Source organism: Pontixanthobacter gangjinensis (genome assembly GCF_009827545.1).
In the GTDB taxonomy this organism is placed as follows: Bacteria; Pseudomonadota; Alphaproteobacteria; order Sphingomonadales; family Sphingomonadaceae; genus Pontixanthobacter; species Pontixanthobacter gangjinensis.
The window spans coordinates 21,600-39,925 of the sequence record NZ_WTYS01000001.1 but is presented as its reverse complement, the minus strand read 5'-3'; the positions used below and the strand labels follow the sequence as shown (position 1 = coordinate 39,925).

Here is an 18,326-nt window from a genome sequence, read left to right as displayed (position 1 = left end):
GCCGTGCAGTAACTCGGCAGTATCCAAAACAGAGACGCACTGACCTCGCAATTGCGTGCGTATTTGGCGCAGATTCTCTGCGGCCAAAAAAGCGACCTACTACCGATATTATGATTGTGGGGTGTGGATCCCAAACGCTTGGCGCTGGCTGGTCCAGTCGAGCGGTAGGTCGCTCATGCGCCAAACAGAACGGGCGCTAAGCCGGGAGGGCTGCGTGCCATTCAGTATGGCTCGGATGATAGCCGGATCAAGATAACTCACCCGCGCAGTTCGCTGGAGATGACGCAGCTTGGTAACCGGCAGAGCGTCAAGTTGATGTTGGTCGAGACCAAGCAATTGCTCCCGTGCCGCAAACGCGCGTGCGATCAGTTCAACGAGCCGCTCGTCGCGAGAGATTAGACCGGCCCCGGCTGGTTCCAATCGCAGCCGAGGTTCGTGGCCATAATTTGACTGACTGGTTGGAATGGCGATGCCGATGCGCTTCTCGGGGATGTCCACTAGTCCAGCAGTCGTACCCAGCACCGATAATTCAAAAGAAGCGCTAGCACCTTTGGCAGTGACCAACACTTGCAACGTGAGTTGCTCCAGCAGGGTTCGAGCCTCGGCAATCGGCGCGGTGACAATGCGTGTCGCCAAATCGGAGCAGCATTTGAACATGCGCTCAATATCTTCGGCACTCTGTCCTGCCGCTAACTCGCGCATGTGGTCACCGTCCCGAAGCCACTTGGCGATCGTGTTCCTGACCGACAGCTCAAGCTCGCCAGCGGGCAGCCGCAAAGCAGGGCTGGAAGCATCGTCGTTCATGCTGGAAGCGTAGTATGAGTAGCGGCGCCCATGATTGCGCGTGTGGCAGGGCGACATCGGACGGCCAAGGTCATCGCGGATCAAACCAGCGAGCAGCGACACGCGCCTTCGCACTACACCATCTGTGCTGGCAGTTCGGTCCGCCAGCTTAGCTTGGACCGCATCAAAAAGCTCGCGACTGACGATCGCATCATGCTCGCCGGGATAGACCTTGTCCTTATGGACTACCTCGCCGACGTAGATGCGGTTTGACAGCATGTAAGCTAGCGCGCCGCGCTTAAATGGGACGCCGCCTCGAACCGACCCGTCCTTCATCACACGCCGCTTGCTAACGAATCCATCACGGCGAAGTTCTTCCACGAGCCTGCGTATGGAACCGCTCGCTATATATCGCTCCATGATCCCACAGACCGTCGCTGCTTCATCCGGAACGATCAGCAGCTTGCGATCCTTCGCCTCGTAACCAAGCGGAACCCCGCCGCCCATCCACATGCCCTTGGCCTTGCTGGCGGCGATCTTGTCGCGGATGCGTTCGGCTCCGACCTCGCGCTCGAACTGCGCGAAAGAGAGCAGAACATTGAGGGTCAGGCGTCCCATTGAGGTGGTGGTCGAGAAGGCCTGCGTCACGCTTACGAACGAGGCATCGGCTCCATCAAGCACATCAACGATCTTGGCAAAGTCGGCGAGCGCCCTTGTCAGTCGGTCGATCTTATAGACAACAACAACATCTATCTTACCGGCCTTCACATCGGCAAGCAGCTGGCGCAGGGCAGGGCGCTCCATACTGCCGCCAGAGAACCCGCCATCATCATATAGATCGGGAAGCACGCGCCAGCCCTCATGCTGCTGCGACAGGATATAGGCCTCGCAAGCTTCGCGTTGGGCGTCGAGACTGTTGAACGCTTTGTCGAGACCCTCCTCGGTAGACTTCCGCGTGTACACCGCGCAGCGCATCTTCTTCGTATCGCTAGCCATGACGGGTCACTCCCAAGGCTCCGAGGCGAGGGCTGTGCAGGCCAAAGAAGCGCGGGCCAGACCACGCTGCTCCGGTGATATGCTTGGCGATGGAGGTAAGCGAACGGTACCGGTCGCCGCGATATTCAAAGGCTCCTTCGAGCACGACCACTTCGTGGACCTCGCCATGCCATGTTCGCGAGAGCCAAGTGCCGGGTTTGGCGCTCGCAGCTCTAACACCTCGCGGATGGCGCTGATCTTTGCGCGACTGGACCTCGAGCATGCGCAGCTCCGCTTTGGTGAGCCCGCCCAGCGCTTTCTCCTGATATCGGGCGGCGATGGCGCGGGTCATCAATGCGATACCAAAAGCTGGCGGCGCAGGTGAGCCGAACACTCTACGCCACTCCGCCTTTTTCTGAACTGATGTCATTGCCACGAGACGCCCGATTTTGTCGTCGAGGCCCATTACGCGTTGCTGAATGCCGCGACGCGGTAGGTGCGCACGCCGTCCAGCTTCTCGCTCGTAACCATATGACCCTTCTTCTTCAGGCCCGTCAGTGCTGCGCGCGTGGTATGCGGTAGCCAGCCTGTGGCTTCGACCATCTGGTCAAGCGTTGCGCCTTCGGCACGGCGCAACATGCCGAGGACCAGTTCGGTCTTGCTCGACTTCTTTGTTGTCGCGCTGGTTTTGGTACCTGTTTTTGCAATTCCCGCAGCAGTCTTCTTCGTTCCTGCCTGCTCGTTGTCGCCGCCGCTATCGGCAGGCATGCGTGCCATGCGACGATTGCGGGCTTTGCCGGAAGTTTTGGTTGCGGTGGTCATGATGGTTCTCCTTGGTTATGAGCCAGCATAATGCTGTGCTCACCAGCCAAGGCCCGAGGAGCGTCGAGCCGCCGGGCATTGCGGTCGAACCGGTCGACTCGCATCGGCACCAATGCTTGCTGTTCGCACGAAGTCCAATGGAAAATGCGGCTGTCACGCAGTTGCTGTGGTCAAATCTTCACTCCGCATCAGGCGATTACGTTTATGTCTGCTTTGCGCCCCAAATCCGGCCGTTCGCGCCTGCCGTCGCTGACCCTAGAACCCGCCATTCGTTTATCTTGCCAAGCGGCGACCGGAATGGGGCTTTCTTGACGGGGGGCGAGCATTTTGACAGGATTTTTGGTACTGACTTCGGTGCTGGCAGGTAAGGAGCGGAGAGTCCGGCGGTTTTGGCTGCATTTAGCTGATGGATTATTCGGCTATTTGTGGCAAACCCCGCGGCTATGAAATTGGAAGATCTGGTCAAGGATTGGGGAGAGTTCGAGGACCTCGTCGCCGAGCTGCACAAAACCGGCGACGTGACTGTCGAGCGCAATGTCGTGCTGAGCGGCCAGTCCGGCGCGCCTCGCCAGATCGACGTCGTCATTCGCCACAAAAGCGCGCTCTTCGAGCATCTCATCCTCGTGGAATGCAAATATTGGAAACGCCGGGTCCGCCGCGAGCAGGTCGATGCCTTCGTCACCGCCGTTCGCGATCTGCGCGCCGCGCGCGGGATCATCGTCTCGACCAAAGGTTTCCAGAAAGGCGCCGTCACCCAAGCGTGGCTCGATGGCATCGACTTGTTCTCAATCCGCGAGCTTAGCAAAGCCGAATGGGGCCTGCCCGGCCGGATCTTCGATATGTTCCTGCACATTGTCCAAGTCGGCACGCCTAGGGTAACGTTTCCTAGCGCTCAATTTCTGCCGCGTTTCGACGGCGCTGGCCCGCCCGAGATCGCCTTGCATTTCGAGGGCGGCGAACCTGGTTCTGCAAATCCGCTGCGCCGTCCCGATGGCCACCCGACCGGAGAGAGTCTCGAGGCGGTAGTGCTCGAAGGCGCTCATCGCATCGTCCGTCACGCAAGCGAAGCGGTGGGGGTGTTCAACAATGAGCGGGATGGCAATTATTATCTCCGATGTCCGGGCACGTTGGCCTGCGACCCGCCGCTCATTATCGCGACGCGCACAGGCCTTATCCTCGCGAAAACGATCGCCATGGATATCCCGGTCAAGATTGACCAAAGTCGAATCACTTTAGATCGCAGTGACCATCTAACATTCGCTTTGGCGATCGAGGACAAGGTGACCGGGCTTGTTCGGACCGCCGCCCGAAGGCCTGGCTCACTTAAAACCGAGGTAAGTCCGGCGGTGCCTGCGGCGATGGACGAACGCGATCCGCCATTCCAAAACGGCTCGGTAGCGAAGGTCTTTCTTAAAGGTTTTCACGACGTCAGCGAGATCGACGCACTGACCCTTGTCGATCTGACTGCGGTCTCGGTACCCCGGCTCTATCGCGATCCTTCTGACGACTGACGCGCTCGCAATATGGGCGAAGGGATCCAACCTGCCTGTCAGCAATGCGCCCCAATCCTGGACATCTGGGCTGCCATGCAGCTCCCCAAAAGCTGACATTGGGGTGCGACTTGAAAGGTATGTCCTTCTAAGGCTGAGGTCGTGAACTCAATCCTCATTGCCAGTACCATTCTTCAATGAATTAGCCTTTCATTAAGGCTTGAGCGAGGTGCTTAGAAGCGTCCCGCAAAGAATCGGCCATCGCGGGCGTTGCGGCGGCTCGTGTGGGAGCCGAGCCAAGCAGAGCGCTCTGCCGGTCGATCCGGCGGAGTCGACACGGTCTTGGCCAGCCGTTAAGTATGCGAATGCTTACAAGCGAAGACTATCACCTCCTGATCGACCGGTTCGACAGGTCGGCGGCCCGCCTCCGGCTGATCGACGCGGATGCGGTGGTGGAGCGCTACCTCGACCCTGAGCACGCGGTGTTCCCGGCGGAGCACATGGGCGATCGCCTGAGGGAACTGCTCGCGGCAGACGACGCTAGGCGTTTCTCCACCCACGAAGTGCGCAAAGGCGTGGCAGCCAGGGTGATCGGCTCCGCGATCGGTGGTTCACGTTTGTGGGCTGACGAGTGGCATCACCTTGCCGGCTACTTCGGCGGCGGCACGGCGCTCCGTCCCCCGGCCGAAGATGCATGGGACGAAGCCGCCGACCTCTCGCGTGCCCTATTCATCTTACAGGGCCATGCGATCGATCAGGAGGAACTTCGATGGTCGCGCGAACTCGCGACCGCGCAGGCGGCGGGTCGACTGAAGGTGGCTGGCGTCGGCGTAACCATGACGGGTCCGGAGCTCACCATGCCGCCCGCAGCGCTCGAGCAGGCGACCGCATTGATACACCGGCACTTCGGTCTGTTGGGCTTTGTCGACGTCATCTCCAATCTGTTCCCCAAAATGCGTGATGCCGGATTGTGCATCGACCGCATGTACGTCGCCGGCCGCCGCCCCGAGGTGATGCGCACGGTGCCTTCTACGCCCTGGAACCTGCTGCTGCAGCTTGCGGCGCGATCTAGTGCTCTGGGAACCCTGCCGCGTCGTGATCCCGCCCGCGGCGTAGAGTTGGACACTGCCGTGCTTCTCGCGACCGACTTGACGACGGTGCTCGAGGTCGAGCCGCACGGCTATCAGGCGATCATGGAACGGCGGCCCGAGCGCATGATCCCGATGCTTCAAGAACTGGCCCTCTTCGATGCCTTGTTCTCGTTCCGTCAGTGGCCGCTCCGGCACACGCCCTTCATCCTTTCGGCGTTCTATAATGGCGTGGACGACGCTGCGATGCGGCAGGCGGCGGGATGGGGGCTCGCGGATGCAATGGCGCTCGTGGAAGCGGTCGAGGCCGTCGCAAAAGAGGATCCAGCTGTCTTTAGGCAGTCAGATTTGGTCTCGGCCGGCGCAAATGCCGCGACGCTTCCGTCGCTGCTTGCCGACATGGCATGGCAGGCAGGAACCATGAATGCGGAGATGATTTCGCCGCTTGGGCAGTCGGATCTCATGTTTCGCCCGCTGGTGGCGGTCGCGGATGGCCAGTGGACGCAGATCGCATCCTCGCTGGCGGCTCCCGCCTTCTACGAAGCGATCCAGGTTCGGGTTCGCGAGGCGCTTTCAAAGTCGGCGGTCGCGGAGCTTTCCGGGAACGGCACTGAACGCGTCGTCTCGGCGCTTTTCGCCCGCGCTGGCCTGACGCCGTTCGTCGAGGGCAGGAAGTATGACATGGGCGGCGGCGACGACGGCGAGTGCGACCTCGTTTTCGCGGACGACGAACGCATCCTGTTCGTCGAGGCGAAGGCAAAACCGGTCAGTCGGCTCACGCAGGCCGGCGTCGGCCACGCGGCTCTCCTCGACTTCGCGGGCGGCATGCTGGCGGCGCAACTCCAGGGTATCGGACATGAGCGAGTCTTGTGCTCGCATGGTCGGATCGACTTCGAGGGTGGTGCCTCCCTTCCGCTCGCGGGTCGCTCCGTGTACCGGCTAAGCGTCACCCTTCTCGACCATGCCGGCCTGCACGACCGACTGCTCGTGCGCGGCATGCTGCGCCTCTTCCTCGGCAGCGAGTTCGACACGGTGGATGGTGTCGACCAGCGGACGCGAAAACAAGTCTCAAAGCTGAACACCACACTTCGAAAGGCCGCAGCTGACCTGACCGTGCTTGACGGGATGGGCTTCGGGGAGAATTCGCTGCACCGCGGTGGTTCGGTCAACGCGGGGCAACTCGCGATCGTGCTCGAGGATGCTAAGGCCACCCGTCCGGTGTCGCTTCTTGCCGAAGTCGTCGCGCGTATCGCCCCGCCGCACACCTATGGACTGTTCAATCCGCTCTCTGAGTATCTTCTGTGGCGCGAGTCGCCGGCGGGGCTTATCTAAGCGATCCCTAGCCTGCGCTTCTTTCCTGAAGGCGACGCGTTGCCAGGCGAGGCGAAGTCGCGCCTCGACATTGGCGGAGGTTATCAATTGCTGCTCCGGTGGATAGACGACCCTCCCGATCCCTAGTCGAGCTTAAGGCCAAATGCTAAATCGCGCGTCCGGTCTCCCGGAGTATCGCATCGGCGTAGTTGTGGGGCCGCTCGGTCATCTTGCCGGGGAAGATCACCTGTTGCAAGCAGCGCGCCACGATGAGCTCCATGTCCTTGACCGCGTCCTTGCCGTAGGTCCGGTAGTAGGTCTGGTACTTACTGGACTCATAGACGTCTGGTGCGCCGCCGTGGACGACGCTCGCCCGTAGTCCAAGCATGAGCTTGATCCGTTCGCTAGTGTATTCCGTCCCCATCACCGGCCCGACCGCATCTACCACCGCTTGCGTCGCCTGTCCCGCATCCCCGAAGATGGCATCGATCGCGGCGAACAGCGTGGGGAAGCGCTTTACCGGGTCGGGAGCCCACGCCCGGTAGAAGTAGGTGAGAGCTTTTAGATGCTTTCGGTCTTCCTTGGACGGTGTGGCGAGCTTTCGCGCGAGTTCGTCCAGCCAAGGCCTGTCCTCGCTGCCGATGACCAGATCCGTCATGAGCGCTGGCGTGTGGGCGTCGCCGAATGACAGTGAATAGCGATCCGACAACGTGACATGACCGCCGAACATTCTACGTCCACTGAAGGTATAGCGCTCTTGGTGGTGAGGCAGCAGTGCGACCGAGCCCAGCACCACGCTGCGCACCTTTCGCGCCGAATCGAGCGAGGGTGCCCGAACACCGAGCCACGAGCCGGCCGGCTCTCGCCTTCCGTTCCACTCTAAGACTGGAGGGAACGTGTCCTCGACGATATCGAAGCTCGCCGCGTCAACGCCGAGCGCGATCGCCAGGCCCCCTGGTGCGCTCAGAAAGAACGGCGCAGAGACGTAATTCTCGGAAACGGTGATTGGCACCAGTGGGAAGACGGCTGCCAGCCGTGGTTCGACGAAGAAGCGCGAGGTGGCGAAGGCCGCGGTAAAGGACGCTTTGGCAGCGATCGAGATGCTGTCGGCGTACGATCCGGAGAACGAGCGGAGGAAGGTCTCCGGCGCGAGCAGGTGATAACTCTCCATTACGAAGTTTATCAGGTCGCTCTCGACCTGAGCGACGCGCAGACCTCGCAGGTGTGGAGCACCATGTCTTTGGACGTAGAGAGCGCTCTGCAGCAGTACCGTGCCGTCGAAGTTCACTTCCGTCCCGGTGCCTCCGCCCGAGAACCGATGTTGGCCTGGCTTGGTAATTACGAAGCTGGCGCGACGGCGGTCTGGGTGCCGATGCTTGAACATCGAGGACAGGACCAGCGTCGTCGCTTCGGAAGGATAGTCAACCATGCCGTTGATGTAGGGACTGGCAAGTCAATTTGAAACCGGCGAGCGGCAAAATGGAACTGACAGGAAGTTGGTCGGTGATCATCTCAAAGAGCGACTGAAGCTGGGGAGCAGAAATCGCAGACTGAACGACCGCTTGTGGGTCTTAGCGATGCGGCCGCCGAGCCAAGCTATGTCTACTGTCCGCGATCTGACGCTGAAAGCTGCCGGTCCGCTCCCGGCCCAGGTTGAGCCGTCGACTAAAGTCACAAAATGGGAGTGGAAGCGGACATAGATGAACCTTGCAATTTGCGTGTGGCTTCAACACTGGGCCGCTTCAATAGAATTTTGGCTGATCTTCGTTGTCTAATAGACGATTCGACTTTATGGACGAAAGATATTTAGCAGGCACGTCGCGTTTCGACTTGAGGCAATTTGCCCGATCATCAAGAAACAATCTTCTGACTGGGGTGTTAAAGTTTGACTAGAAGCAGGCCCTTTTTCCACGGCACAATTCTTTCAAGAATTTCAGAAAATTTGGAAGCTGAGGAAGGCAGTTGCCTCGATTCCTTTAAGGTCGACCTGGCAAAATGCAAGTCGAGGACTGATTTTGGGAAAGGTTTCTATCTCACGAGTTCACTTGACCAAGCAAAGAACTGGGCCAACGTCTTGCTGCACCGCCTTTTGTTCCGACGGCGTGGAGAAGTAATTGTTGATAAAGCTGTCGTTTTGGAATTCGTACTCAATAGCGAAGAATTGGCGAAATTGGACAACCTCTGGTTCGTGAGACCAGAGCACAATTTTCACAGTTTCGTTGCCAGATGCCGAGAACATGATGTTTGGCACAAAGAGAACAAAAATTCCCCCCCTTATGATACTGTCGCGGGTCCCGTCACTCTCTATCCTCAAGAGCAGTTAGTGCACGATGCAGACCAATTCAGTTTCCACACATCACGTGCAGCTTCAATCTTGAATACACCCACTATTCGCAGCTTAGGATCATTCGAGACAGGCAAGTTCCAAACAGCTTACATGCATTAGGCCTAAGAGAACCATGGTTGACCAAGAAACGGAACGAATACGGGTTATAGATCAGCTTTGGTCAGATATCGCTTGGTGCGTCGAATTCGTATTCCAAGAAGATATTGAAATTGCGCGACAATACGAAAAAGAAACGCGCTCCTTCCCTTCGGAGTGGATGGCAATTGTCACACGCGAGCACCCAATGCATGTTGCTGCGGACTTGGCTGGGGTAGAGGCCATTTCAGCGCGGCAATGGAGAGTGTTTGATGAGCGTCAAGTCAACGGCCGTACAAATCAAAGTCCGGCTTTCATTGCTGGCGAATTGACGGATTTTCGGATTCCGTCGTTGGAAATGGAAAGTCCATACCTCGCCGATAATGTTCGACATTTGGAACGGCGCATAGACATAGTGAAGCAAGCGGTCCGCGCCAACCGCCGGTTGGCGAAATTATCCCGCAACTCCTATTTGCCAAGGGTCATCGCTTCTCTGGGGGGGGTAGCTTTGGTTCTAGATTACTTTATGAACTGGGCAGTATCCTCGTCAATATTTGAAATTACTCTAACATTGCTTTCGCGCTTGCTGTCCGTGGTTTATTGAACTCTTTTTGACCATGCCAAGCAACTCAACGTGTACGGCAAATTTGGATTTCCGAGATTCCAACTAACTTGCTTTTTATATGGGTCGGCCACTAGATCGCCCGTTCGAAGATCGCCGCGATACCAATCATCTACCAGCTCTTTGCGGGCATCCCGTTTTCAACGCAAAGTCGGCATCAGCTCTAAATGTCCGGCTCTTCTACTCTAATTGTTGTCGTTAGAATCCGTCCGCGACTGGGTCGTTGGCAGACCAGCCGCTTTGGGAAGTCACCTCGACCTAGCCGACAGGCCGCAATTGGTTTGATCGGACAAAATCAAATCAGTCAGCTTATGGGGGTGAAAGGCGGACAATCTGGTCAGTGAAACCAATCTGGCTGACACGAATGAGTGGGTACGTTTCTCGGGTCAGGTTTCCGAGCATGGATTGAAGAGCGGACTGGCGCTCTTTGAGGTCAAGGAAGCGGCGCTTGGTCACGCGGTCGATAGCGGGGAGGTCGGAGCGTATTAGCGGTCGGATAGGTTAGAGAAGAGGCGGACGCTGGTGGCAGAATGGATGAGGTTTGCCGGTCGTGTGCGCCGCTAATGCTAAATCCTCTGGTTGCAATGCTAACCTGACAAGCCCCCACATACTTTTTGGGCCTCAGCAGCAAGCTTGCCAAAGAAAGCTGGAGGTGCATGCACTTTCAAAGCCGAGATATCGAGAAATTCGTATTCAACTCCATTCTCAACATCGATCACAAAATATCTACAACGCTCGAATCGTATATTTGCGGTCCCGTCTTCTGTTCCTACCGCGACATCGCGTTGAATTGCATAGATTTTTTTATCGAGAGCTTTCAAATAGAAAATACGCGGCGGAATTCCAAAACTGCTCTTACTGCTATATATCTCGATGTCATCGCCAATGTGCCTTTTGTAGTAACTCCCACCTAAATTTGTGTCGGTCTCATAGAAAATGAGTAAGTACAAAAGCACGAAAGTGCCGAGCATCAGAAAAATAAGAGTGACCTTTTTCATTTTATGAAGTTCACTTTTGGTTGGCCTCTGAAGCGAATCTGATATCTCGTTATTGGGAATTTACCCCCTTCGGTAGCTTTGCTTCGTCCTATTGAGGTAGCGATGTTGCGTCCAAGGCTTCTATGTGGTTGGTGATCAAATTTGTAGGTTTCCGGTAGAATAGAGAACGTTTTTGAAGCCCTGTCGAATTTGACACTTACCCCGTTGTGAACGAGTCGTCCTTGAGTTCCAGTAACGGTCCCTCCGAAAAGGGAAGGGTCTTTGGAGCTTTGCTGCGATGCGTAAACATCAACAGTCAGCTTTGTCGCATCTACTGTGAGCATTTTTCCGCCCCCGAAGCGTGCATGAAGGTTAGCTTCATCGAGCGACAGAACACCATCAGAACCTGCCGGACTAGCTGCATTATATCGACTTCGGCCTCCGTCTGAAGTCGTATATGTGCCGCGGGTAATGTCAAAGCAAATGCACTGGCGACGAAATAGGTGGTTTCTGGCCAATGTCGAACATACGGAAACGGCAGAAAACTGCCATTCTAGCTCTCATGTGAAAAACCTAAAAGGAGTCAAATAGCGGACAGTGCATTTGCTTTGACAGCACCCGCGCATCCTATGTCCGCTCTTACCCATAGCCAGACGTTTGGCGCTTCAATTGCCCGAACGTCCGCTATCGACCCAATTTCAGGCATCATGCAAACCATACCCTATGTTCGCAACTAGATTGCTCCAGTTTGCCTGCTCTCCCAGTAAGCGCTGGATAATCGTAAGTTGGCACTAGCAACCGCCATGATTTCAGCGGCCCTTACAAATAGGAAACAAGGGTTCAATTTCTCTTTTTCCGATTCACCCTTGCCGCAGCCGCAGATGCCCATTATCAAATTGTATGCAGTATACAATCGATTCGCCTCAATCTGCTTCGAGCCAAGCGGCAAAGACTCTTCGCGCGATGATCATTGACGGTGTGATTCCAGATGGTGACCGGATTAATGAGGTTCATCTGTCGCAAAGGCTGCAAATCAGCAGGACCCCAATCCGCGAAGGGTTGGGGCAGCTTGTCGCCGAAGGATTCGTTGAAATAATTCCACGACGTGGCTTCTTCGCGTGCCCATTGAACGCGAACGAGTTCAGCGACCTCTATGACTTGCGGCCGATGTTGGACCCCGAAGCACTTCTGCTGGGCGGCCAACTGACACCGGAGGAAATTGATGCGCTGGAACAGAGCAACGAAGTTTTCCAAAACGCGCAACCCGGTGCCGAAGCGGTCAATGCTGACGAGAATTTTCACCGGCTTCTAATCGCCCGTTGTCAGAACGCCGTCCTTTTAGGGGTAATCGACAATTTGATGGCCCGCACACGGCGTTACGAACTCGCCCTGTTTCGCGAAACAGCGCCAGTAAACTGCGCGGCTAACGAACATAAAATGATCATAAAGGCGCTGCGCGATCAGCAACTGCAAGATGCAGCAAAGCACCTTCATGGCAACCTAACTAGCGGCAAAGGTCCGATTTTGGATTGGCTCGCCACGCGACTGGATCGCACAAAGGAACAATCATGATAAAATACTCACTGCTCGCACTTGCTGCTGTTACATCCACTGCGCACGCGGCACCTGAGTCGTCGGTCAAGGGCCTTTGGGCTGGCGTATTGGAAGCTGATGATGGTGAGCTAGTACCTCTAAGCGTCTCCCTCAATGAAGATGGCGCGGCGACCGATAGTGCTACGGTTGTGCAAAACCAAAACGAGATCACCATAGAGTTTGCCTCAGGAGCTTACTTCAAAGGGAAAATGACTGAGCGTGCGCAACCGATCCAAGGTTTTTACATTCAACCTGGAAACCAAATTGGCGGACAGGCACTTGCTCACCCTGTCGCACTCGCTGCTCATTCCGATGGAGAATGGCGTGGAACAGCAACACCGCTTGCCCGCCAGTTCACAGTCTTCATGGATGTGTCGGACGCTGAAGACGGGGCTCTGACCGCCGTACTTCTAAACCCAGAACGGAACATTACAGGGCCCGCTAGGCGCTATGATTTTAATAAAGCTGCAGATGCAGGGGCATACGCTTTAGCGCTTCCAGGTGGAGGAGATGATTTCGCATCTCTGCGCATAGAAAAGGCCGACAGCCTAATGCGGATGGACTTTGGCCCATTGAAGGATTTTGAACTCTCGCCAATCGACGCCGATAGCAGCATTGCGGTTGGTTTCGTTGGCGACAAGCGTTCAAACGAGTTGCTGTCGCCAGTGCCGGCAAACGATTGGCTGACAGGCACGCCTGAAGATGCTGGTTTCAAAAGAGGCGCACTGACGCGTGTCGTGCAAGACCTTGCAAGCGCAAGTGGCGGCGACAAGAGCCCCAGCTTGGTTCATAGTCTGCTAGTGGCTCGTGGCGGAAAGTTGATCGTTGAAGAGTATTTTCGCGATCATTCCAGGGGTGAGCCGCACGACACTAGATCTGCTGGAAAAACATTCGCTTCAATTTTGGTTGGAGCTCTCATTCAGGAAGGTCATTCACTTTCCAGCGATACACCCATCAATAAATTCATATCCGTGCCAAATGAACCAGACCACGCGCCTGTTACCATCGGCGATCTTCTCACTCATCAAAGTGGCTTGGATTGTTACGACGGCGACCGTGACACGGCTGGTCATGAAGATGTTATGTGGAACCAAGGCGATAATCCAAATTTCTGGCAGTATATCGCTCAACTGGACTCTGTCGCTGAACCCGGTTCACGATACGCGTATTGTTCTGGCGGCATGAACCTCGTTGGTGCCGCATTGGCTGGTGCTTCGGGAGAATCTGTACTTTCTCTTTTGCAGACCCGTCTATTTGAGCCGCTTGGTTTCGAGAATGCCTATTGGAATGTGATGCCTAACGGTGAGGCCTATCTTGGAGGAGGCGCTCAGCTTCGCACACGCGATCTACTAAAAATCGGACAGCTCTATCTCGATGGCGGGAAATGGCGTGGAAAGCAGTTGATCGATCACAATTGGGTGAAAGAGTCGATCTTAGCCAAGGTTGAAATTACGCCAGTTACAACGGGTTTGGACGAAAATGCGTTCAACAGGTTCTACTTTGGTGGAACCGACGGCCTAGCTTGGCATCTCCATTCGATCACGGTCGGTGAGAAGACTTACCAAACCTACGAGGCAAGCGGCAATGGCGGGCAATTAGTGGTTGTGATACCCGATTTCGATCTCGTTGTCGGCATGACTGGCGGAAATTATGGCCAAGGCTACATTTGGGGAAAATGGCGGCAACAAATTATTGCGGATGGCGTGATTGCCGCATTGGAAAGCGAATAGAGCTTTCGGGCTAGTTCGAATGAGTGTCCGCAATTGGGTCGTTGCCAGTCAGTCGGCTCCCAGCGTCAAGATCGATATAGCAGTCAGTCAACTAACAGAATGAGCACCATTGCCTCTCAGCGTCAGCTTATGGGGTGGAATGCGGACGCTCTAGAACTACAAAAAGCTAGCGCTATGATCGAACAGGTCCGTCATCCGGGAAAGGGTGGCGGCCCTTCACCTCCTATCATGACAGACTTGACATTTCCATACTTGCAACTAATTGCGCAACTGATTGCAATTATGGAGAGCAAGATCACCGAACCGGCGTTCAACAAAGCGTATCTTGGCAAGCGTCTGCAGGATCTTATGGATTTAACGCATGTGCAGATGCAGTTGGTTTATGAGGCGCGCGGTCTCGACATTCCTGTGGAGGGCTCGTCCACTCTGCAGGCTCTTGGACCGAACAAGGCGCTGTCGCTGTCCGATCTTGCCCGCAATTTGGCCCAGCCCCATCAATTGGTGGCGCAGCGTTTGAACAAGCTGCTGAAGCGGGGCTTGATCGAAAAGACGCCCGACCTCTTCGACAAGCGCCGGTCCGAATATTCGCTGACCCCCGCAGGGCTGGAACAGTGGGAATTGCTCGACCAGATCATGGTGGATGCAGGCGAGGCCAATCAGGACTTGTTCGACGAAATCGGGGTTGACCTGATTGCCGCTCTAGAAAATGCGACAACAACACTGAAGGCGTGCGGTCTGCACGAGCGGATTTTGCGCCAGCCCAAGAAAGAGGCCCAAATATGAAAATTCTAACTGCCATCGCGCTGATGTTGGCATCCGCAGAGATGGGCAATGTCGCCTTGGCTCAGACAGTCACGCCAGAGAATACTGTGCAAAGCTCCCGAGCCGAGCTTGCTTCCGATACGATCCAAGAGATCGCGCAGGCCTATCATGATGCCGGAATTTTCGACGGCGTAATTATCGTAGCGACGACCGAGCGGGTCCTCTATTCCGGCGCTTTCGGCACTGCGAATGTGGAATTCGGCGTTCGGTATCAGCAGGACACACGCGTTCGCCTTGCCTCTGTGTCCAAGCCTTTCGCGGCGGCAATTGTGTTACGTCTGGAGGAGGATGACCTGCTGAGCACGAGCCAGACCGTCGCGCAGGTCCTGCCGGAATTGGCGAATAGCCCGTTTGCCGGGGTCACTATCGACCAGCTTCTACGCCACAGTTCCGGCATCCCGAACTACCAGTATAGAGCGCCCTTTCAGGCACTTCAGAGCAAGGTGCTACTGTCAGGGATGGGTAGCATAACGGTTACTCTTCCGGATATGATCGCGACCTTCAAAGACGAGCCGTTGTTGTTCGAACCGGGGACTCGGTACGATTACAGCAACGGCAACTACATCCTGATTCAGGCGATCATCGAGCAGCGCAGCGGGATGCCGTTTGCCGACGCGCTGAAGACCTTTGTGACAGGCCCGCTGGGTATGACTGACACCGGTGCGCTGGACTACCGCAGCATCCGCCCGCGTCTGGCGCAGGGATATTTTTCCGCGCCGGGCGGGTTCGAGGCACCGCTGCAAGCGCAGTTTGTCGGCGTCCCTGCGGTCGGAGGCATCTACTCGAGCACCGCCGATATGGCCCGCTGGTTCGCTGCTCTGTTTGGCGAGCGTTTTTTCAAACACAGAGAAACGCTGGAAAAAATGACTACGCCTCGCAGCAAGGCTCATGATGCCAAGAGCTTCATTGGCTACGGGCTGTTTACAACCATGCTCGAGACAGGCGAGGGCAGTGTGAACCTGATTGGCCATGACGGCTGGGGACCGCCTTTCACGGCCAATCTGCAATACTCGCCATCGAATAACCTGATCGTCTTCGCCGCTGACAGCATCGGCGGATTGGGCGGTGCAACGGACGGCGAAACGGTGCGCATGGCGGAAACGATTTTTCGCGCTGCCAACGGCGCGGCGTGGGAAAAACCAGCGCGGCCCGTGGACCGCATGCTCGCCGATTTGATCAACACGCACGGTCGTGCAGAAGGTCTCGCGCGTTTTATCAAAGCCGAGCCCGAACTCTCCGGCTCATCAAGCGCCGAACGCGAAATCAATCGCCTTGGCTATGCCTATCTCGGCTCAGGTAAGCTCGACGAAAGCGTGGCCGTCTTCCAACTCAACACCGACCTTTTCGCGCAATCCGCCAATGCCTTCGATAGCTTGGGTGAGGCCTTGGAAGCGCAGGGAGACACCGCCGCTGCGCTCACTGCGCTCCTGAAAGCGCAAACCTTGCAGCCTGAGAATGCGCGCTACGCCGAGACGGTGGAGCGCCTACAAAGCGAGATGGCACAGGACTAGTGCAGGCCTGGCACTGTCAGAGCAAATGCACCGGGTAGCGAAACACGCCTGATCAGCTAGGGCAGGGCGATGCCCAGACCCAAGAAGCCAGCCAGCCCGTTCCGCTATTTCAACTCCTCGCCAGAGATCATCCGCTTGGTCGTAATGATGTACGTCCGCTTCCCTCTGTCGCTGAGAAACGTGGAAGATCTGTTGTCCGAGCGTGGAATCGACATCTGCCACGAGACGGTCCGGAACTGGTGGAACCGATTTGGTCCGCTGTTCGCCGCCGATGTGAAACGCCAGCGGATCAGCCGGATGCGCGGTTTCCGCCAATGGAAATGGCACCTCGATGAGGTCTATGTGAAGATCAATGGTGAGATGCATTACCTGTGGCGAGCGGTCGACCAAGAGGGCGAGATCCTCGAGAGTTATGTCACCAAGAGACGAGATAAGAAGGCGGCGCTGCGCTTCATGAAGAAGGCGATGAAGCGCCACGGCTCGCCTGCTGAGATCGTCACCGACGGACTGCGTTCCTACAAAGCTGCGATGGATGATCTTGGTAATGACGATAAGCAGGAGATCGGCCGCTGGGCCAATAACAGGGTGGAGAATAGCCACCTGCCGTTTCGACGACGAGAGCGCGCGATGCTCAGATTCCGACAGATGAAATCGTTACAAAAGTTGGTACTGTCAAAGCGGTCCTGTCAAAGCGAATGCACCTGATTGAAAATTGAAGCTGATTAGCTAGGGCAGGGCGATGCCCAGACCCAAGAAACCAGCCAATCCGTTTCGCTATTTCAACTCATCTCCTGAGATTATCCGCCTGGTCGTGATGATGTACGTCCGTTTCCCGCTGAGTTTGCGGAACGTTGAAGATCTGCTTTTCGAGCGCGGGATTGATGTATGCCACGAGACGGTGCGGCTTTGGTGGAACCGGTTCGGTCCGCTGTTCGCTGCAGACATTCGCCGACAACGGGTTAGCCGGATGAAGGGCTTCCGGAACTGGCGCTGGCACCTCGATGAGGTGTTTGTGAAGATCAACAGCGAGACGCATTATTTATGGCGTGCGGTGGATCAAGAAGGCGAGATTCTCGAGAGCTATGTCACGAAAAAGCGAAACAAAAGAGCTGCATTGCAATTCTTAAAGAAAGCGCTGAAACGGCACGGACCGGCAGAGAAAATCGTCACTGACGGGCTTAGATCCTATCCGGCTGCGATGCGCGAGATCGGCAACCTCGAACGCCGCGAGATGGGAAGGTGGAAGAACAACAGGGTTGAAAACAGCCACCTTCCATTCCGACGACGAGAGCGAGCGATGCTCAGATTTCGACAGATGAAGTCGTTACAAAAGTTCGCTTCTCTCCACGCTAACATCCACAACCACTTCAATTCGCAGCGCCACCTCATCGATAGACAAACTTACAAGACTGCTCGCTCAGCCGCATTGGCTGAGTGGCAAAACCTTATGGCCTGATCCGTGTCGGGAAGGGGAGAGCTTTGCAAACTGGAGACAGGTTGCGATTAGACTGACAGCACCATCCGAAAGCTTTTCAGCAATGCCGTTGTCCAGATCAGTCCCCAAACGCTCAGACCGAAAAATACCCATGCGACCAGCGGATTCCAAAACATCAGAAGCAGGTGAACCACGCTTAGCTCGATCACTTGAAGAGCCAGGAAAGTTGCGATCATCGGCGTCAAGAAGGTGTGATAGCTAAAGGCTCTTTGCCCCGCGTATACATCTACAGGCGCACCCCATCGGAATACTCCCAACCAAAAAACTTGGCATTCTGAAATTACGGCTTTCACAAGTTGCTTCGGAAGGACACTTTCAAGTCCTGAAGCAAACGAGCCTGTTTTCCGCCACTGCGAGACTATCCTGTAAGCGCTCCACGTTACGAACAGGAACACGGTCCCTGCGCCGGCAATCAAGAGTGGTGGAAAACTGAAATAGACAGCGCGCAGCGGCCCCGATGCGCCAAGCAGGATGATCGCAATTGCGAACGACACCAGGCCAACGACCTGAAAAAAAGTCGGTTTGTGGCCGGGTGATCTCGCCAATAGGCCCAGCACTAACGCATCGGCCACGATCCAAGCATAAATGGCAGCCGCCATGGGGGAGTGGTCAGTCGCCATGGTCGAGAAAGTTACTAGCCTGGCTAGCGCGATCACACTGAGCGGTAGCACAATAGGAAGGCTGC

Annotated in this window: 15 protein-coding genes and 1 pseudogene; 10 read left to right on the top strand and 6 right to left on the bottom strand. The window is 56.1% G+C overall.

The window, feature by feature from the left end; genetic code table 11:
- Positions 1-108: 108 nt before the first annotated feature.
- Genes GRI36_RS00175 through GRI36_RS00165 form a run of 3 tightly spaced genes read right to left on the bottom strand, consistent with a single transcriptional unit; the run spans position 109 to position 2,580 of the window.
- Entirely contained in the window at positions 109-1,779 is a 1,671-nt protein-coding gene (locus GRI36_RS00175) for a recombinase family protein (protein WP_160596629.1), read from the bottom strand.
- Entirely contained in the window at positions 1,772-2,224 is a 453-nt protein-coding gene (locus GRI36_RS00170) for a DUF2924 domain-containing protein (protein ID WP_160596628.1), read from the bottom strand. Before GRI36_RS00170 ends, GRI36_RS00175 begins: the two co-directional genes overlap by 8 nt.
- The gene (locus tag GRI36_RS00165) at positions 2,224-2,580 is read right to left on the bottom strand and encodes a DUF3489 domain-containing protein (RefSeq protein ID WP_160596627.1); all 357 of its coding nucleotides are present in this window, start codon (positions 2,578-2,580) and stop codon (positions 2,224-2,226) included. The genes GRI36_RS00170 and GRI36_RS00165 overlap by 1 nt, the downstream gene beginning before the upstream one ends.
- A gap of 443 nt (positions 2,581-3,023) precedes the next feature.
- Here GRI36_RS00165 and GRI36_RS00160 point away from each other — a divergent pair, with 443 nt between their 5' ends.
- Both GRI36_RS00160 and GRI36_RS00155 read left to right on the top strand, forming a co-directional pair.
- Positions 3,024-4,091: a restriction endonuclease gene (locus GRI36_RS00160; protein WP_160596626.1), complete on the top strand. Its 1,068-nt coding sequence runs from the start codon at positions 3,024-3,026 to the stop codon at positions 4,089-4,091.
- Between the two features lie 344 nt (positions 4,092-4,435).
- On the top strand, positions 4,436-6,490 hold the full coding sequence (locus GRI36_RS00155; RefSeq protein ID WP_160596625.1) for a hypothetical protein: 2,055 nt from the start codon (positions 4,436-4,438) through the stop codon (positions 6,488-6,490).
- A gap of 145 nt (positions 6,491-6,635) precedes the next feature.
- Here GRI36_RS00155 and GRI36_RS00150 read toward each other — a convergent pair whose 3' ends face one another.
- Positions 6,636-7,898 (bottom strand): hypothetical protein, encoded by a 1,263-nt coding sequence (locus tag GRI36_RS00150; RefSeq protein WP_160596624.1) that lies wholly within the window; start codon positions 7,896-7,898, stop codon positions 6,636-6,638.
- Positions 7,899-8,354: 456 nt separating this feature from the next.
- On the opposite strand from GRI36_RS00150, the gene GRI36_RS14050 reads away from it, so the two are divergent.
- Both GRI36_RS14050 and GRI36_RS00140 read left to right on the top strand, forming a co-directional pair.
- A complete protein-coding gene (locus GRI36_RS14050; RefSeq protein WP_407985637.1) occupies positions 8,355-8,915 on the top strand; it encodes a DUF3990 domain-containing protein in 561 nt (186 codons plus the stop codon).
- Between the two features lie 13 nt (positions 8,916-8,928).
- Positions 8,929-9,495 carry a hypothetical protein gene (locus tag GRI36_RS00140; RefSeq protein WP_160596622.1) on the top strand — a complete coding sequence of 189 codons (567 nt, stop codon included), beginning with the start codon at positions 8,929-8,931 and terminating at the stop codon, positions 9,493-9,495.
- Between the two features lie 605 nt (positions 9,496-10,100).
- Here GRI36_RS00140 and GRI36_RS00135 read toward each other — a convergent pair.
- Entirely contained in the window at positions 10,101-10,511 is a 411-nt protein-coding gene (locus GRI36_RS00135) for a hypothetical protein (RefSeq protein WP_160596621.1), read from the bottom strand.
- Positions 10,512-11,390: 879 nt separating this feature from the next.
- Here GRI36_RS00135 and GRI36_RS00130 point away from each other — a divergent pair.
- From GRI36_RS00130 to GRI36_RS00105, 6 genes and pseudogenes are all read left to right on the top strand, one after another.
- The gene (locus GRI36_RS00130; RefSeq protein WP_160596620.1) at positions 11,391-12,062 is read left to right on the top strand and encodes a GntR family transcriptional regulator; all 672 of its coding nucleotides are present in this window, start codon (positions 11,391-11,393) and stop codon (positions 12,060-12,062) included.
- An 89-nt stretch (positions 12,063-12,151) separates the two neighbouring features.
- On the top strand, positions 12,152-13,813 hold the full coding sequence (locus GRI36_RS00125) for a serine hydrolase domain-containing protein (protein WP_160596619.1): 1,662 nt from the start codon (positions 12,152-12,154) through the stop codon (positions 13,811-13,813).
- Positions 13,814-14,095: 282 nt separating this feature from the next.
- Complete coding sequence (locus GRI36_RS00120; protein WP_235902120.1) at positions 14,096-14,596, top strand: MarR family winged helix-turn-helix transcriptional regulator; 501 nt, start codon at positions 14,096-14,098, stop codon at positions 14,594-14,596.
- On the top strand, positions 14,593-16,146 hold the full coding sequence (locus GRI36_RS00115; protein ID WP_160596617.1) for a serine hydrolase domain-containing protein: 1,554 nt from the start codon (positions 14,593-14,595) through the stop codon (positions 16,144-16,146). Before GRI36_RS00120 ends, GRI36_RS00115 begins: the two co-directional genes overlap by 4 nt.
- 69 nt (positions 16,147-16,215) lie before the next feature.
- Positions 16,216-16,809, top strand: a pseudogene (locus GRI36_RS00110) (IS6 family transposase); the annotation flags it as partial.
- A 76-nt stretch (positions 16,810-16,885) separates the two neighbouring features.
- Entirely contained in the window at positions 16,886-17,602 is a 717-nt protein-coding gene (locus tag GRI36_RS00105; protein ID WP_160596615.1) for an IS6 family transposase, read from the top strand.
- A 47-nt stretch (positions 17,603-17,649) separates the two neighbouring features.
- Here GRI36_RS00105 and GRI36_RS00100 read toward each other — a convergent pair whose 3' ends face one another.
- Positions 17,650-18,240 carry a hypothetical protein gene (locus GRI36_RS00100; protein WP_160596614.1) on the bottom strand — a complete coding sequence of 197 codons (591 nt, stop codon included), beginning with the start codon at positions 18,238-18,240 and terminating at the stop codon, positions 17,650-17,652.
- Positions 18,241-18,326: the final 86 nt, after the last annotated feature.

Coding starts and splice junctions, on each gene's coding strand:
- GRI36_RS00175 (WP_160596629.1), bottom strand. CDS start 1,779: ATGGCTAGCGATACGAAGAAGATGCGCTGCGCGGTGTACACGCGGAAG.
- GRI36_RS00170 (WP_160596628.1), bottom strand. CDS start 2,224: ATGGGCCTCGACGACAAAATCGGGCGTCTCGTGGCAATGACATCAGTT.
- GRI36_RS00165 (WP_160596627.1), bottom strand. CDS start 2,580: ATGACCACCGCAACCAAAACTTCCGGCAAAGCCCGCAATCGTCGCATG.
- GRI36_RS00160 (WP_160596626.1), top strand. CDS start 3,024: ATGAAATTGGAAGATCTGGTCAAGGATTGGGGAGAGTTCGAGGACCTC.
- GRI36_RS00155 (WP_160596625.1), top strand. CDS start 4,436: ATGCTTACAAGCGAAGACTATCACCTCCTGATCGACCGGTTCGACAGG.
- GRI36_RS00150 (WP_160596624.1), bottom strand. CDS start 7,898: ATGGTTGACTATCCTTCCGAAGCGACGACGCTGGTCCTGTCCTCGATG.
- GRI36_RS00140 (WP_160596622.1), top strand. CDS start 8,929: ATGGTTGACCAAGAAACGGAACGAATACGGGTTATAGATCAGCTTTGG.
- GRI36_RS00135 (WP_160596621.1), bottom strand. CDS start 10,511: ATGAAAAAGGTCACTCTTATTTTTCTGATGCTCGGCACTTTCGTGCTT.
- GRI36_RS00130 (WP_160596620.1), top strand. CDS start 11,391: ATGCAGTATACAATCGATTCGCCTCAATCTGCTTCGAGCCAAGCGGCA.
- GRI36_RS00120 (WP_235902120.1), top strand. CDS start 14,096: ATGGAGAGCAAGATCACCGAACCGGCGTTCAACAAAGCGTATCTTGGC.
- GRI36_RS00115 (WP_160596617.1), top strand. CDS start 14,593: ATGAAAATTCTAACTGCCATCGCGCTGATGTTGGCATCCGCAGAGATG.
- GRI36_RS00105 (WP_160596615.1), top strand. CDS start 16,886: ATGCCCAGACCCAAGAAACCAGCCAATCCGTTTCGCTATTTCAACTCA.
- GRI36_RS00100 (WP_160596614.1), bottom strand. CDS start 18,240: ATGGCGGCTGCCATTTATGCTTGGATCGTGGCCGATGCGTTAGTGCTG.